At 63.0% G+C, this 15,913-nt stretch carries 15 protein-coding genes; 5 read left to right on the forward strand and 10 right to left on the reverse strand.

Annotated features, from left to right (window positions below; all coding sequences use genetic code 11):
• The first annotated feature begins 192 nt into the window (after positions 1-192).
• The 3 genes from PFEN_RS01600 to PFEN_RS01610 all read left to right on the forward strand — a co-directional run bounded on the left by PFEN_RS01600 (position 193) and on the right by PFEN_RS01610 (position 3,428).
• Positions 193-1,515, forward strand: coding sequence for an MFS transporter (locus PFEN_RS01600; RefSeq protein WP_191485291.1), 1,323 nt, complete (start codon positions 193-195; stop codon positions 1,513-1,515).
• A 428-nt stretch (positions 1,516-1,943) separates the two neighbouring features.
• On the forward strand, positions 1,944-2,489 hold the full coding sequence (locus tag PFEN_RS01605) for a hypothetical protein (RefSeq protein WP_191485292.1): 546 nt from the start codon (positions 1,944-1,946) through the stop codon (positions 2,487-2,489).
• 315 nt (positions 2,490-2,804) lie between these two features.
• On the forward strand, positions 2,805-3,428 hold the full coding sequence (locus PFEN_RS01610; protein ID WP_191485293.1) for a flavin reductase family protein: 624 nt from the start codon (positions 2,805-2,807) through the stop codon (positions 3,426-3,428).
• Between the two features lie 134 nt (positions 3,429-3,562).
• Here the strand turns inward: PFEN_RS01610 and PFEN_RS01615 are convergent, their stop codons facing one another.
• A complete protein-coding gene (locus tag PFEN_RS01615; RefSeq protein WP_191485294.1) occupies positions 3,563-3,835 on the reverse strand; it encodes a hypothetical protein in 273 nt (90 codons plus the stop codon).
• Positions 3,836-3,844: 9 nt separating this feature from the next.
• The gene (locus PFEN_RS01620) at positions 3,845-4,210 is read right to left on the reverse strand and encodes a putative quinol monooxygenase (protein ID WP_191485295.1); all 366 of its coding nucleotides are present in this window, start codon (positions 4,208-4,210) and stop codon (positions 3,845-3,847) included.
• A 342-nt stretch (positions 4,211-4,552) separates the two neighbouring features.
• On the opposite strand from PFEN_RS01620, the gene PFEN_RS01625 reads away from it, so the two are divergent.
• Positions 4,553-5,482: an AraC family transcriptional regulator gene (locus PFEN_RS01625; RefSeq protein WP_191485296.1), complete on the forward strand. Its 930-nt coding sequence runs from the start codon at positions 4,553-4,555 to the stop codon at positions 5,480-5,482.
• 3 nt (positions 5,483-5,485) lie between these two features.
• Here the strand turns inward: PFEN_RS01625 and PFEN_RS01630 are convergent, their stop codons facing one another.
• From PFEN_RS01630 to PFEN_RS01655, 6 genes are all read right to left on the reverse strand, one after another.
• Positions 5,486-6,541, reverse strand: coding sequence for an ABC transporter ATP-binding protein (locus PFEN_RS01630; RefSeq protein WP_191485297.1), 1,056 nt, complete (start codon positions 6,539-6,541; stop codon positions 5,486-5,488).
• An 18-nt stretch (positions 6,542-6,559) separates the two neighbouring features.
• Positions 6,560-7,408: an ABC transporter permease gene (locus PFEN_RS01635; protein ID WP_191485298.1), complete on the reverse strand. Its 849-nt coding sequence runs from the start codon at positions 7,406-7,408 to the stop codon at positions 6,560-6,562.
• Positions 7,405-8,313: an ABC transporter permease gene (locus PFEN_RS01640; RefSeq protein ID WP_191485299.1), complete on the reverse strand. Its 909-nt coding sequence runs from the start codon at positions 8,311-8,313 to the stop codon at positions 7,405-7,407. The genes PFEN_RS01635 and PFEN_RS01640 overlap by 4 nt, the downstream gene beginning before the upstream one ends.
• A 229-nt stretch (positions 8,314-8,542) precedes the next feature.
• Positions 8,543-9,646: an ABC transporter substrate-binding protein gene (locus tag PFEN_RS01645; protein WP_191485300.1), complete on the reverse strand. Its 1,104-nt coding sequence runs from the start codon at positions 9,644-9,646 to the stop codon at positions 8,543-8,545.
• Between the two features lie 382 nt (positions 9,647-10,028).
• The gene (locus tag PFEN_RS01650) at positions 10,029-11,477 is read right to left on the reverse strand and encodes an aldehyde dehydrogenase family protein (protein WP_191485301.1); all 1,449 of its coding nucleotides are present in this window, start codon (positions 11,475-11,477) and stop codon (positions 10,029-10,031) included.
• Positions 11,477-13,114: a 5-guanidino-2-oxopentanoate decarboxylase gene (locus PFEN_RS01655; RefSeq protein ID WP_191485302.1), complete on the reverse strand. Its 1,638-nt coding sequence runs from the start codon at positions 13,112-13,114 to the stop codon at positions 11,477-11,479. The genes PFEN_RS01650 and PFEN_RS01655 overlap by 1 nt, the downstream gene beginning before the upstream one ends.
• Before the next feature lie 144 nt (positions 13,115-13,258).
• Between PFEN_RS01655 and PFEN_RS01660 the strand changes: the two genes are divergently transcribed.
• Positions 13,259-14,143 carry a LysR substrate-binding domain-containing protein gene (locus tag PFEN_RS01660; RefSeq protein WP_191485303.1) on the forward strand — a complete coding sequence of 295 codons (885 nt, stop codon included), beginning with the start codon at positions 13,259-13,261 and terminating at the stop codon, positions 14,141-14,143.
• An 81-nt stretch (positions 14,144-14,224) separates the two neighbouring features.
• Here PFEN_RS01660 and PFEN_RS01665 read toward each other — a convergent pair whose 3' ends face one another.
• On the reverse strand, positions 14,225-14,839 hold the full coding sequence (locus tag PFEN_RS01665) for an NAD(P)-dependent oxidoreductase (protein ID WP_191485304.1): 615 nt from the start codon (positions 14,837-14,839) through the stop codon (positions 14,225-14,227).
• A 108-nt stretch (positions 14,840-14,947) separates the two neighbouring features.
• Complete coding sequence (locus PFEN_RS01670) at positions 14,948-15,832, reverse strand: MBL fold metallo-hydrolase (protein WP_191485305.1); 885 nt, start codon at positions 15,830-15,832, stop codon at positions 14,948-14,950.
• Positions 15,833-15,913: the final 81 nt, after the last annotated feature.

Consider the following 15,913-nt stretch of genomic DNA (forward strand, 5'->3'; position numbering starts at 1 on the left):
CTCGCCACAATAGAGCGGCTCGCATCGGCAATTTTCCGCTTACCGATTTATCGTAAATGAGCGGTTTTCCGCCTATCCAATCGCGCAATCCCCTCTAAACCGGGCCTTCCGCCGTTGGCACAGCTCCTGCTACAGCCCTGGCAGGCCGCGCTTGTGCGCGCTCCACAAAAACAATGACTTGAAGGTTCCCTGATGGATAACTCCTCTACCCTGCCTCTGGGGTCGGCTGCCGCGCCGGCCAACGAAAGAACCACCTCCAGCCGTCTGAAATCGATCTTCAGCGGCTCGGTCGGCAACATGGTCGAATGGTACGACTGGTACGTCTACGCCGCGTTCTCGCTGTACTTTGCCAAGGTCTTCTTCCCCAAGGGCGACACCACCGCCCAACTGCTCAACACCGCCGCGATCTTCGCCGTGGGCTTCCTGATGCGCCCGATCGGTGGCTGGCTCATGGGCCTCTACGCCGACCGCAAGGGACGCAAGGCGGCCCTGATGGGTTCGGTCCTGCTGATGTGCGCCGGCTCCTTGATCATCGCCCTCACCCCCGGCTACGAAACCATCGGCGTCGGCGCGCCGATCCTGCTGGTGGTCGCCCGCCTGATGCAGGGCCTGTCGGTCGGCGGCGAATACGGCACCTCGGCCACTTACCTCAGCGAGATGGCGACCAAGGAACGTCGTGGTTTCTTCTCCAGCTTCCAGTACGTGACCCTGATTTCCGGCCAGCTCATCGCCCTGGCGGTGCTGATCGTGCTGCAACAGACCCTGACCACCGAACAGCTGCAAGCTTGGGGCTGGCGGATTCCGTTCGCCATCGGTGCCCTGTGTGCCGTGGTCGCGCTCTACCTGCGGCGCGGCATGGAAGAGACCGAATCCTTCACCAAGAAGAAGGAAAAGCCGAAAGAGAGCCTGATGCGCACCCTGATGCGCCATCCCAAGGAACTGATGACCGTGGTCGGCCTGACCATGGGCGGCACCCTGGCGTTCTACACCTACACCACCTACATGCAGAAGTACCTGGTGAACACGGTGGGCATGAGCATCTCCGACTCCACCACCATTTCGGCGGCGACGCTGTTCCTGTTCATGTGCCTGCAACCGCTGGTCGGGGCGCTGTCGGACAAGATCGGCCGGCGGCCGATCCTGATTGCCTTCGGTATTCTCGGAACACTGTTCACCGTACCGATCCTCAGCACCCTGCACACCATCCAGACCTGGTGGGGGGCGTTCTTCCTGATCATGGCGGCGCTGATCATCGTCAGCGGTTACACCTCGATCAACGCGGTGGTGAAGGCCGAACTGTTCCCGACCGAAATCCGCGCGCTGGGCGTGGGCCTGCCGTATGCCCTGACCGTTTCGATCTTCGGCGGCACGGCGGAATACATTGCGTTGTGGTTCAAGAGCGTCGGCATGGAAACCGGCTACTACTGGTACGTGACGGCCTGCATTGCCTGTTCGCTGCTGGTGTACGTGACCATGAAGGACACTCGCAAGCATTCGCGGATCGAGACCGACTGAGTACCGATAGCACTGCGCCCCTGTAGGAGCCCGCTTGCCAGCGATGAGGCCCTTGAGCCTTGTAACGTCGATGTCGACGCCATCGCCGGCAAGCCTGCTCCCACAAGGTTCGGCGGTGTTTTCAGAAGCTGCATTCCCCTCCCTTGCCCCACGCCTTTAGCGGGCGCTCCCGGCGCATTAGCGCGCAGTCGCAAAAGAATTACCTGAATTAATAGTCAGTTAATTTCCAAGCGACATTCTGATCCTACGTTAGATCGACCTGGCCCCGGCCCCTTGGCATCAAATTGAATGCCGACCTTTTCCGGCGCCATATATATCTATATTTACGATTAATTTAAGCATCTATTTGCACTTTTTAATCAAATTAACAAGCGTAAGATCGCTTCCACACCCACTGAACACAACGCACACCTTCAGGAGCAACCACCATGAAAACCAAACTGATCCTCGCCCTGACCATCTCGGTACTGGCTGCCAACACCTTCGCTGCCGATGGTTATGACCGTACCGGCTCTGCCACTTTCAATGCCAGCGCAAGCGCCGCGCTTGCCTCCGATGGTTTCGATCACACCGGCACCGCTGGCGCAGTTGCTTCCGACGGCTTCGATCACACCGGCACCGCTGGCGCAGTTGCTTCCGACGGCTTCGATCGCACCGGTACCGCTGGCGCAGTTGCTTCCGACGGCTTCGATCACACCGGCACCGCTGGCGCAGTTGCTTCCGACGGCTTCGATCACACTGGCACCGCTGGCGCGGTTGCTTCCGACGGCTTCGATCACACCGGCACCGCTGGCGCAGTTGCTTCCGACGGCTTCGATCACACCGGCACCGCTGGTGCAGTTGCTTCCGACGGCTTCGATCACACCGGTACCGCTGGCGCGGTTGCTTCCGACGGCTTCGATCACACCGGTACCGCTGGCGCGGTTGCTTCCGACGGCTTTGATCGCACCGGTACCGCCGCAGCTATCAGTTGACCTCTGCAGAAACGGCATCACAGCCCGGCCTCGGTCGGGCTTAGTCATTTCTGGGGGGCAGAAATACAAAGCTTCCAGGCGATGAAGACTTCAAGTGGCGAGCGGGCTTGCCCGCGCTGGGGTGCGAAGCAGCCCTGAAATCAGCGTCCCCATTGTGTCAGGTAGAATGCGATCACAGGTTTTACGGCTGCTTCGCAACTGATCGCGGGCAAGCCCGCTCGCCACAAGTGCGCGGATATCCAACTATCGCATTTCAAAACCCGGCAACGCACACTGTGCACCTGCACTTCCATCCTGCCCGCGGAACCTCGAACCATGTCCGACGCCATCCACTACTACGAACCCGCCAACGGCCACGGCCTGCCCCACGACCCGTTCAACGCCATCGTCGGCCCACGGCCCATCGGCTGGATTTCCTCGCAGGATGCCCAGGGCCACCTGAACCTGGCGCCCTACAGCTTTTTCAACGCGTTCAACTACATCCCGCCGATCGTCGGGTTCGCCAGCATCGGCCGCAAGGACAGCCTGAACAATATCGAACAGACCGGCGAGTTCGCCTGGAACCTCGCCACCCGGCCCCTGGCCGAAGCCATGAACCAGAGCTGCGCGGCCGTGCCCGCCGAAGTCAATGAATTCGAACTGGCCGGCCTGACGCCCGTCGCCTCGCGGATCATCCAGGTGCCGCGGGTAGCGGAAAGTCCAGTGTCCTTCGAATGCAAGGTCACCCAGATCATTCAGTTGCAACGCGCGGATCGGGAATTGGTGCCCACCTGGCTGGTGCTCGGCGAAGTGGTAGCCGTGCATATCGCCAAGTGGCTGCTCAAGGATGGGATCTACGACACCGCCGCCGCCGAGCCGATTCTGCGCGGCGGTGGTCCGGCGGACTACTTCCAGTTGGGCCCGGAAGCCTTGTTCAAAATGTACCGCCCACGCGCCTAGCGGCCAACGCACGTCCCTGTAGGCGCCAGCTGGCTGGCGATAGCGTCCGAACGGGCGCCTCAAGGCTCAAGGGCCTCATCGCCAGCCAACTGGCTCCCACAAGGACCGTGCCCGGCAGAGGATCAGTTGCGAACCTAGGCGACAGCCCAGGACAACTCGCCCTCTTCATCGACATCGACCAATCGCGCCAGCTCCAGCGCGGCAGCCTCGTCAGCTTCGAAGGCGGTCTTGAACTTCTGTTCGTCGAGTATTTTGTGGAACCGAGGCGCACCGGAACCGCCCAGGGCTTTCACGGCAATCGCCGCGCTATAGCCACCCTCACCGGGAACCACTGCCGAAACAGCTTCGAAATGTGTGAATGCTTTACGTGCCATGCCTGTTATCCCGGCCAATTGATCGGCCGGCATTCTAAACCTTCAACTGGCCAACTGCTGCAAGACTCCGGCACTGGCCAGATGAAAATCACACTGCGCGCGGGCCGCGCTGACATCGCTGAAGGTATGGAAGTCCAGGCTGCTGACCACCAGTTCCTGGACCAGTTCGGCAAAGATCTGCATGGCCGGAGTATTGAAATAGGCCGTCATCGCCGCCTGGTTGACCCAGAATCCGGACACCAACCACAGGTCGGCATCGGCCAGGGAGTGTTGCAGGGAAAACTGCAGGCAACCGGCGGCCTGGCGAGAGGGTTCGATCAGGCTGCTCAGCCGCGCGCCCAATTCGGCGGAACGCCCTGGGCGTGCACGAACAAAGGCCATGTGACTGACGGGGATAGGCTTGGACATGCTCGGCGCTCCCGAAGAGAAGGTTGTACTCGCTCAATCAGCCCGGGGACTGACTGCGACAGGAACAGAGATTAGAGCTTTTGCCGAGGGCCGGTTAGTCGATTCCTGTCGGCTTATTGCACAATCCTGCCGCACCGCCGATTCCCACGCATGCCCCTGCTCTCGGCTTGCCAGACGCCTGTCGACGGTGTTTTGAGCAACTTCATGGCGTCCGGCCGCCTGTCATCTGACGGTCATATGAAAAGACGGCAGAATCAGGCAAGAATTGCGCAGTATTGTCCTGGCGCCGCCGCTTGCCCAAACTTAAGCTTGCCCCACTCGTCATCACCTCCAGGGCCTACCATGTCCTTGCTCGATCAACCCCAAGTTCCCCTGCCGGTCGAAATGGAAAAGTTGCGCGCGGAATTGGCCGAGATCATCTGCCGCAACACCGGCGAAGATGGCTCCTATGCCACCGCCGTGGGTTCACTGAACCTGTCCCGTCATAGCCAACCGCATGAGTTCTCTCCGGTCCTCGCGCAACCGGCGCTGTGCGTCATGGCCCAGGGCCGCAAGGAAGTGCGTCTGGGGGATGAGAGTTTTGTCTACGACCCGCTGAACTACATGGTGGTCTCGGTTTCCATGCCGATCTGCGGGCGCATCGCCAGCGTCTCGCCGGAACATCCCATCCTGGCCTTGCGCGTGGATATCGATCCGGCCGAAATCACCGCCTTGATTGCCGAGGCCGGCCCCATGGGCATACCCAGCCGGCCAACCGGACGTGGCTTGTATGTGGAGCGCCTGGACACGCAGATGTTCGATGCGCTGCTGCGCCTGACCCGCCTGCTCGACAGCCCGAAAGACATCAACATGCTCGCGCCACTGATCCGTCGGGAGATTCTCTATCGACTGCTGCGCAGCCCCCAGGGCTACCGGCTGTATGAGATCGCCATCGCCAACAGCCAAAGCCATCGGGTCAGCCAGGCCGTCAAGTGGCTGAACGGTAATTTCGAACAACCGTTGCGCATCGACAACCTGGCCCGCGAGGCCAACCTCAGCGTCTCCACCCTGCACCACCGGTTCAAGGCGATGACCTCCATGAGCCCGCTGCAGTACCAGAAACAGTTGCGCCTGCAGGAAGCGCGGCGGCTGATGCTGATCGAAGGCCTGGATGCTTCGGCGGCGGGCTACCGCGTGGGCTATGAAAGCCCGTCGCAGTTCAGCCGCGAATACAGCCGGCTGTTCGGCGCGCCGCCGTTGCGCGACCTGGCGCGGTTGCGCCTGAGCGTCTAGGACCTAGGCCCCGAGCAGCCGACAGGCCTCGGCCGGAATGGTCACCGACACCGCCTGGCCCACCCCCAGGCCGATGCCTTGGCACGGCGTGCTCAACGCCGTGAACGCCACCCCGGAACACTCGACGATGGTTTCAATGGTCGAGCCGATATCTCGTACAAAGGTCACCGTGCCAAGCAGGCGATTACCCGCCGTTGCTGCGGGCGCGGACAATTGCAGGTCTTCCGGGCGTACCAGCATCCGCACCTGCTTGCCGGCCTCGACATTGACACAGCTCGGCACCTCGATGCTCTCGCCACCCGCCAGCCCGACCCGCCCACCGCCCAGCACCGTGGCCGCAAAGATATTGCCCGAACCGATGAAGTCGGCGACAAACTCATTGGCCGGGTGTCGATAGATCTCGATGGGCGTGCCCACCTGCTGGACCCGATGCTCGCCCAGCACCACCACGATATCGGCCATGGTCATGGCTTCACGCTGGTCGTGGGTGACCATGATGGTGGTGATGTTCAGGCGCTGTTGCAGTTGGCGGATCTCCACCTGCATCGACTCGCGCAACTTGGCGTCCAGCGCCGACAGCGGTTCGTCCAGCAGCAGGAGCTTGGGCCGCGCGGCAATCGCCCGGGCAATCGCCACGCGCTGGCGCTGGCCACCGGAGAGCTTGGACACCGGCCGGTCGATCATCTCGCGCAGTTGAATCAGTTGCAGCAGCTCGACCATCCGCGCCTGCTGCTCGGCCTTGCCGACCCCGCGCAACTTCAGCGGATAGGCGATGTTCTCGCCCACGCTCATATGGGGAAACAGCGCCAGGGACTGGAACACCATGCCAAAGTTGCGCAGGTGCGCCGGGGTCTGGCCGATGTCCTCGCCGTCCAGGCGGATCTCGCCAGCGCTGAGGGTTTCCAGACCGGCGATCATCCGCAGCAAGGTGGTCTTGCCACAGCCCGAAGGGCCAAGGAAACACACCAGTTTGCCCTCGGGCAGGTGCAGATTGACGTCCTTCACCGCACAGGCCGTACCGTAGTGCTTTTCGACGTTTTCCAGAATCAGTCCAGTCATGTTGCTTACCTCAAGAAATCAGAAGGAAACGCCGCCCTCGCCCACCAGCTTCTCCAACGCCCAGATCAGGACGAAGTCGATCAGCACGATCAGCACGGCAAAGGAGAAAACAGTGGGATCGAGGGACGAGACAGTGCGGCTGTACATCCAGATCGGCACGGTCATCACATCGATGGTGTAGAGGAAATAGGTCACGGTGAATTCGTTGAACGAGACGATGAACGCCAGCAGCATCCCGGCCAGAATCCCCGACTTCATCAATGGCACCACCACATCGAGGATCGCCCGTTGCGGCGAAGCGCCAAGCATCCGCGCGGCCTCCTCGACCTCGCTGCCGATGGACAGCATGGCCGCCGTGCAGTTCTTCACCACGAAGGGCAAGGCCAGGATCACATGGGCGATCACCAACCGCGAAAAGCTCATCTGGAACGGCAGACTGTCGAACACCAGCAGCAACGCCAGCCCCAGGACCACCATCGGAAACACCAGGGGCAAGGACATCAGTTGCAAGGCCAGGGCCTTGCCACGGAATTCACAACGCACCAGGGCGTAGGCCGCCGGCACCGCCACCAGGGTCGCCAGGACCATGGTCAGGCAAGCCACCAGCAGGCTGATGGTCATTGCCTTGCCCAGGCTCAGCACATCGCTGGCATCCGGCGAAACGAGGGTCTGCCAGGCCGCGCGATACCATTGCAGGCTGTAGCTGCTGGGCGGGAAGTCGAGGTTCGAGGCGCCGCTGAAGGACATGACGATCATGGTCAGGATCGGCAGCACCGCCAGCAGCAGGATGAACCCCGAGAGCATACCGGCGAAGCGTCCGGTTTCCCCCGGCAGGATCGACAGGCGTTTGTTCGACGACAGGCTCATTGGCAGGACTCCAGCATCCGGCGCCGACGGCCGGTGACGTATTCGGACAGGGTCATGATCGCCAGGGTGGTGATGATCAATACGACGCCGGCCGCCGAGGCCGCTGGCCAGTTCATCAGCGGGGCGATCTGGTCGTGGACCATCACCGCGAGCATCGGCACGCGCCGGCCGCCCAGCAACAGAGGCACGACAAAACTGCTGGCGTTGTAGGCGAACACCAACGTCGCGCCGGTAATGATGCCCGGCAGGCTCATCGGCAACACCACCTGGCGAAACACCTGGAAACGACTGGCACCGAGGGTGGCCGCAGCCTCTTCGTAAGTGCGGGCGACACCACGCATGGCGCTGGCAATCGGCAGCACCGCCAGGGGAAAGGCGGTCTGCACCAGGCCCATCAGCACACCGTTCTGGTTGTACAGCAGCATGATCGGACGCTGAATCAGGCCCAGGCCCATCAACGCCTGGTTGAGCATGCCGCCAGGACCGAGGATCACCAGCCAGCCGTAGCTTTGCAGCAACAGATTGACCAGCAACGGCAGGAGCACCGCGGCGAGGAAGATCCGTCGCAGGAACGGCGAGGTCAGCCGCGACATGGTGTAGGCCACCGGAATCGCCAGCAGCACCGCGATCACCGCGCTGAACAGCGCCAGGCGCAGGGTCAGCAGCAACGACTTGAGGTAGTAGGGCTCAAGCAGTTGTGCATAGCTGGCAAGGCTGAAGCCGGTCCATTCGGCGCCCTTGGTACCGACGCTCATGCGCAGCACCAGCAGGCTGGCAAGAATCAGCACGGCGAGAAACAGCATCGACGGCGAGAGGAAGAGCCAGGCGCGGGCGGTGGGCGAAATACCCGCTGCGGGACGCGGCAAGGCCACGCCGACCGGTCGGGTCAGAGGTTGGTGTTCCATAGAAAAAGTCTCGACACAAAGAAATCATCAACAAGCCAGACGCTTGGCGGACAAGCCCGAGCGCCAGGATTGACAAGGTCCCTGCAAGAGTCAGCTTGCTGGCGATGGCGATCTGACAGTCAACATCCTTGTCGCCTGATAAACCGCTATCGCCAGCAAGCTGGCGCCTACAGGTTTCGCGACAGGTTCAAAAGCAGCACGAAAGGCCAAAGGGCCTTGCGCCGCAATCTCAGGACGAAAAGATTTCCGTATAGCGACGAATCCACTGGTCATGCACCGTCGCCAGGAAAGCGTTGTCGTGCATGATGGCTTTCTCGGAAATCTGTTCCGGCGTCAGGATGTACGGGCTCTTGCGCGCCTCGGCGGAGATGATCGCCTTGGCGTTGACCGGGCCGTTGAAGATGTCTTCGGCCATCTTGCCCTGCACCAGCGGATCGAGCGAATGGTCGATAAAGGCGTAGGCCAGGTCGGTATCGCCCGGGCGATTCTTCGGCATCACCGAGAGCATCAGGTCGGTGTAGAACCCTTCCTTCATACCGAACGTCGCACCCAGGCCGTAGGCCGGATCACGGATCTGTTTCGGAAAAAATGCCGGCGCATACAGGCCGCCCAGGTCCAGCGAGCCGGTGCGGAACAGTTCGGCGATCTGGTTGGGGTTTTCCCCGAGGGTAACCACGCGGTCCTTGAGCTCGGCGAGTTTCTTGAAGCCCGGCTCGACGTTGTGCTCGTCACCACCGGCCAGTTTGGCGGCAATGATGATCAGGTCCATGGCCTCGGTCCAGTTCGGCGGCGGCAGGAACAGGTTGCTGGCGAAATCCTTGTCCCACAGCGCCGCATAGCTGTCCGGCGCCTCTTTCACCGTGCGGGTGCTGTAGACCAGGCTGTTGCACCAGAGCAGGTAGCCGATGCCATGGCCATTGGCGCCGGTGCGGTATTTTTCCGGTACGTCGACCAGGTTGGGAATACGGTTCAGATCGGGTTTTTCCAGCAGCCCGGCGGCGGCCAGGCCTTCGGCGCCGACACCGGCCAGGGTGATGATGTCGTACTGCGGACGATCACCGCCGGCCTTGAGCTTGGCGACCATTTCCGAGGTACTGCCGGTGCGGTCGGCGATGACCTTGGCGCCGGTCTTGGCCTCGAAGGTCGCGGCGATATTGCGCAATGCGGCGAGGCCGGTGTCATCGGACCAGGTCAGCAGTTTCAGGGTCTTGCCCTGAAAGCGGGTGTCGCTGGCGTTGGCCCGGATAAACGGCATGCTCATGGCGGCCGCGGCCACCGAAGCCACGCCCACGGTCTTGATGAACTGCCTTCTGTTCAGGTCGTACTGGCCCATTTCGGACTCCCTTTTTTTTTAGGTATGAGGTCGGTCGCAACCTCTGCAACCGGTCTTCGATCTCGCTGGAGCCCCCGAGGACCGTGGGTCGTGGCTGAATCGGCAGGTTCATCCTGAGGTCGCCTGGAAGCGGCAACAATCGAAAGTTTGTCATCGAAGCCATGCGTCAGGCGCATGCCTCATTTCGAGGCATGCACTGCCCTGTCAGGGGCCGGGCCAGATCACAAAACAGACAGGCACCACAAACCCCCGTAGGAGCCAGCTTGCTGGCGATGGCGATTTCCAGGCGATGGCGATGTTGGCCATCGGATCGCATCGCCAGCAAGCTGGCGCCTACAGGGAGGTTGTGGTGTCGTTGAAATTCCGCCGTCGGAAAGGCTGTCTACAGGGCGCGAATCACGTGCTTGATCTCCTGGAACGCCTGCAAGCCCCAGGGCCCCAGCTCCCGGCCCAGGCTGCTCTGCTTGTAGCCGCCCCAGGCGGTTTGCGGGAAGATCACCTGCGGTGCATTGATCCACACCAGCCCGGCCTGCAAGGCATTGGCGATGCGCTGTGCCGTCTGCTCACTGCGGCTGACCACGCTGGCCACCAGGCCGAACTCGCTGTCGTTGGCCAACGCCAGCGCCTCGGCCTCGCTGGCAAAACCGCGCACACAAAGCACCGGACCGAAAATCTCTTCACGCCACAATGCACTGTCCAGGGGCACATCGGTGAAGATCGTCGGCCGCAAAAAATAGCCGCGCGGCAACTCCGGCGGACGCCCACCGCCACACACCAACCGGGCCCCAGCGCTGAGGCCACGATCAATATGAGCCAATACGCGCTGGTATTGCGTCTGGTTGACCAGCGCGCCCATTTCCACCTCGGGGTCGAACGGGTCCGCCACCCGAATGGCTTCGGCCCGGGCGCTGAGGCGCAGCAGAAACTCATCGGCGATCTCGTCCGCCACCAATACCCGACTGGTGGCCGAACACATCTGCCCGGCATTGAAGAAACCGCCGCCGCAGGCCAGTTCCACCGCAAGATCCAGGTCGGCATCGGCCATCACCAACAGCGCCGATTTGCCGCCCAGTTCCAGGCTCACGCCCTTCACGGTTTCCGCCGCCCGCTGCATGACCTGGACCCCCACCGCATTGCTGCCGGTGAAGGAGATTTTTGCCACCCGCGGATCGGCCGCCAGCGGTGCCCCGACCGCCAGGCCAGTACCGCAGACCAGGTTGAAGACCCCGGCCGGCAAGCCGCTGTCGGCGATGATCGTCGCCAGCTCCAACTCCGCCAGCGGCGTGACTTCCGACGGTTTGAGCACCACGCAGCAACCGGCGGCCAGGGCCGGGGCGAGCTTCCAGGCAGTGGTGACCATCGGGAAATTCCACGGCACGATCAGCCCCACCACCCCACATGGCTCTCGGCGCACACGGGCGGCGAAGGCGTCGCTGGGCAGCTCGACCGCTTTGTCCTGTTGCTCGTCGAGGGTCTCGGCCAGGCCCGCGTAATACTCGAAGGTGGCTATCACGTCATCGACATCGATACCTGCCTCGAACAGCGGCTTGCCGTTGTTGCTCGATTGCAGCTGGACCAAGGTTTCACGGCGCTCGCGCACGCCATCGGCAATCCTGCGCAACACGGCGCCACGCTGAGCCCCGGTCGTTGCCGACCAACCGGCGAACGCCCGGCTCGCCGCACTCACCGCCTGCTCAACCGCCTGCTCATCGCCCCCGGAAACGCTGCCGAGCAAAGCCTCGGTGGCGGGATTGATCACCCGTAGCTGTTCGCTGCCGGAACGCCATTGGCCCTCGATGTAGAGACCGTCCTGATTCATTTGCGCTTTCATCACCAAACCCTCCCTTCCATCCACAAACGCTGGTCGATTTCGATCAGGGTCGGCCCCTGACGATCCGCGGCGGCCACCAGGGCCTCACGCAAGGTGTCGACGCTGGCGACGGCCTCCGCCACGCAGCCCAGGGCCCGGGCCACGCCGATAAAGTCCGGTGTGTAGATGTCCACGCCGACCGGCGTGATAGCGCGATTGACCATGTATTTCTTGATCTCTTCGTAGCCCTGGTTATTCCACAGCAGCACGATGACCGGAATCCGCGCCTCCACCGCGCTGGCCAGTTCCGCCAGGGTGAACTGCAAGCCGCCGTCGCCGATCAGGCATACCACCGGCGGCCGTCGACCACGTTCGCTGGCGCCGCCCAGCCAGGCGCCAATGGCAGCCGGCAAGGCATAACCGAGGGTGCCGTAGCCGGTGGACGAGTTGAACCAGCGGCGGGGATGCTCCGGATTCAAGGTCAGGTTGCCGGTGTAGACCGGCTGGGTCGAGTCGCCCACCAGCACCGCCTCCGGCAGCACCTCGAGAACGGTGTTGAGGAATTGCGTCTGGGCGCGGGTCGGTGCATCCCACAGAGTGTCCAGCTCGGCGCGCAGGCCGGCGGCGCGTTGCGGCCCCCAATCGCCCTGACGCTCTGCCAGAGCCCGGCTATCCACCGCCGCGAGCAGTGCCTCGGCCGCCGTCCGCGAATCGGACACCAGCGCAACCTTGGGTGGATAGTTGCGCACGGTCTGGTCCGGGTCGATATCGACGCGCAACAAGGTGCCGGGAATCTCGAAGCCGCCAGCAAAGGTGATGTCGTAGTCGGTTTCCGCCAGCTCGGTGCCGATGGCCAGGACCACATCGGCATCCGCCACCAGGGCGCGCGTGGCGGGCATGGACTGGGTAGAACCGATCAGTAACGGATGGCGCGACGGCAACATGCCCTTGGCATTGATGGTCAGGGCCACCGGTGCCTCCAGCCGCTCCGCCAGCCGGGTCAACGCGGCGGCCGCATCGATGGCGCCGCCACCGGCGAGGATCAGCGGACGCCGGGCCCCGGCCAACCACCCGGCCATTTGCGCGACCGCCGCCGGGTCGGCGCCGGCCCGGCTGACCCGCACCGGCTGGCTATCGAGCAAGGCGTCGGCGTTTTCCACCAGCACATCGAGCGGAATCTCGATATGCACCGGGCGCGGACGCCCGGCCTGGAACAGGGCGAAGGCCCGGGCCAGCACCGCCGGCAGTTCGGCGGCCGACATCAGTGTGTGGGAGAACGCCGCGACGCCCGCCACCAGCGAACCCTGGTTCGGCAACTCATGCAGCTTGCCGCGCCCGCCGCCCAGTTGGCTGCGCGACTGGACGCTGGAGATCACCAGCATCGGGATCGAATCGGCATAGGCCTGGCCCATCGCCGTGATGATATTGGTCATGCCGGGGCCGGTGATGATCAAGCACACCCCGGGCTTGCCACTGGTCCGCGCGTAGCCATCGGCCATGAACCCGGCGCCCTGTTCGTGGCGCGGCGTGACATGCTCGATGCGCGACGACGCCAGCCCGCGATAGAGCTCCACGGTATGCACGCCGGGAATCCCGAACACCCGCTCGACCCCGTAGCCCTCCAGTAACCTGACCAGTACTTCGCCGCACGTCGCCATCTGTTCCGCCCTTCTTGTTCGTATAAGCCATGCCGCCGATGCGCACAGCGATCAAGGTTATTGGAGCGTTTGGCCGATGGCGGGCACAAGGCAAAAATAGTCATACTAGGCATGTCCTGTCGTCATGCCTGAGCTGCCCCCACCATGAAACGTCTTCCTCCGCTGCCCGCTCTGCATACCTTCCTGGTCACGGCACAGTGCTGCAACTTCACCCGTGCGGCCGAGTTGCTGCACATTACCCAGGGCGCGGTGAGCCGGCAGATCGCCGGGCTGGAGAGCCATCTGGGCTATGCCCTGTTCCAACGCCAGGCCCGCGGCCTGAGCCTGACCGCCCAGGGTCGCGAGCTGTTTCCACGGATCCAGCAGGTGTTCAACCTGATCGACGAGGCGGTGGATCAGGTCGGTGCCCGGCGCGAGGCTCTGCAACTCAAGGCCCCGACCTGCATGATGCGCTGGCTGCTGCCGCGTCTGTTGCAATGGCAGAAGGAGCGCCCGGACGTGCCGGTGGAACTGACCACCACGGTGCAGCACGCGGTGGACTTCCGCCGGGAAGAATTCGATGCCGCGGTGGTCTATGGCGCGGCGCCGGGGCCGGCGGTGGCGTCGCACCATCTGTTCGATGAACAGCTGACGCCAGTGTGTTCACCGCAACTGATGGCGGGCCCGGTAGCCTTGAACAGCTTCGCCGACCTGGAGCAGCACATGCTCCTGCACCCTACCCGCGACCAACGGGACTGGGAAGCCTGGTTGCAGGCGGCGGGCGCCCGGGTCAGCAATATCGGCAAGGGGCAGCATTTCGACACACTGGACCTGGCCATGACCGTGGCGTCCCAGGGCACCGGGGTGGCAATTGGCGATTGGGCGTTGATCGGCGAGGACCTGAGCGCCGGGCGGCTGGTCATGCCCTTCGATTTGCGGGTGCGCACCGGGCAGGCGTATTACCTGGTCTACCCGGAGCGGGCCGGGACGGCGCCAGAGTTGCGGGAACTGATGGAGTGGCTGGTGGCGCAGGCAGCGGCACGGGTTTAAGAGACCCTTGAGGCCACCAAAAGCTTCGCGGCGGTGCGACGATCCGACAAACGCCGCTCCCACAAGGTGTAGCCAACACACTCAGTAGCCGACGGCAAACCGCTGACGCGAATACGCGGGCTTCTCGACTTCATCCAACAGGGCGATGGCGTAGTCGGCGAATGTAATCCAGCTGCGACCTTCGGCACTCACCAGCAGGTCATCCTTGCCCAGGCGGAAGTGCCCGGTACGCTCGCCTTCGACAAACTCCGCCGAAGGCGAGAGGAAACTCCAGTCGAGATCCTTTTCCTGACGCAAGACCGCAAGGAACTCCGCACCGGCGCTCGCCTCGGCCTTGTACGCTTCAGGAAAGCCCGGGCTATCGATCACCCGGCTGCCATCGGGCAGCAACAGCGAGCCGGCACCGCCGACCACCAGCAGGCGTTTGACCCCGGCCTTCTTCACCGGCCCGATCACCGCCGCGGCCGGCAGGGTGGCGAAATGTGCGGCGCTGATCACCACATCGTGACCGGCCACCGCCGCTTCCAGCGCGGCCGCATCCAGGGCATCGAGCGCCTTGCTCGCGACGCCGACGCGCGCGCCGATCTTCGCCGGATTACGGGCAATGGCGGTCACGCTATGGCCGCGCCGCAGGGCTTCTTCCAGCAACTGGCTACCGGCACGGCCGGTGGCACCAATGATTGCAATCTTGCTCATGACACTCTCCAGTTCCAATCGAATGACGCCAGGCGTCGAGGCAGCCCTCCCGCTCGGGAAGCAGGAAGGCGGATCTGAAAACCCGCCCAAATCAGCGGCGGGTCGAACTCACCACTTCATCTCGCCCTTGGCGACCTTGGCGCTCAGCTCCAGGGAGGACGCTTCGCCGAGGTTCGGATAACGCAGGTTCATTGCCGCGATCAGCTCGGCGGAATCCTTGGCCTTGGCGGTCTCGGCGTCGAACGCCTTGATGTAACCAGCGGTAAATTGCACCGCCGTCAACGAACGCGAGCTATCACCAAGGAAGTGACCTGGCACCAGGGTCTCGGGTTTCAGCGCTTGAATGCGTTGCAGCGTTGCCAGCCAGGCTTGATGGGACCGCGCGGTCTGGGTATCGGCCATCCACACATGGATGTTTTCCGCCACCACTACGCCCCCCACCACCGCCTTGATCGACGGAATCCAGACAAAGGTGCGGTCCGGCTGCTCGCCGTTCAAACCGATAATCTTCAGCTCACGCCCTTCCAACATCAGGCGATCACCCTTGAGCACCTGCGGCACCACCGTGCGCGCCGGCACATCCGCGCCCATTTTCGGCCCCCAGAAAGCCAGTTTGCCGTCAACGCTGGCCTTGATATGCTCCACGGTCGGTGCCGACGCCAGCACCTTGGCCTTGGGGAATGCCTGGGTAATGGTGTCCAGGCCAAAGTAGTAGTCCGGGTCGCCATGGCTGATGTAGATGGTGGTCAGGCGTTTGCCGCTGGCACGGATTTTTTCCACCAGTTGTTCGGCCTGGGATTTGCCAAACTGGGCATCCACCAGGATCGCTTCCTTTTCACCGCTGACCAGCACCGAACTCACCGGAAAAATCGCCGCGCTGCCAGGATTGTAGACATCCAGGCTCAGAGCGGGCTGAGCCGCCGCCGCATGGGCGACAAAGCCCAGGGTCGCGGTGGCGAGCAAAAGGCGACGAAATAAGGAAAATCCGATCATGTGCAACTCCGAGATCTGTTGGCCGTGATGGCAATGAACAGAGCTTAGTTGCCCGATCCGATACAAAAAATGCGATGCTTT

Source organism: Pseudomonas sp. FEN (genome assembly GCF_904067045.1).
Lineage (GTDB): Bacteria > Pseudomonadota > Gammaproteobacteria > Pseudomonadales > Pseudomonadaceae > Aquipseudomonas.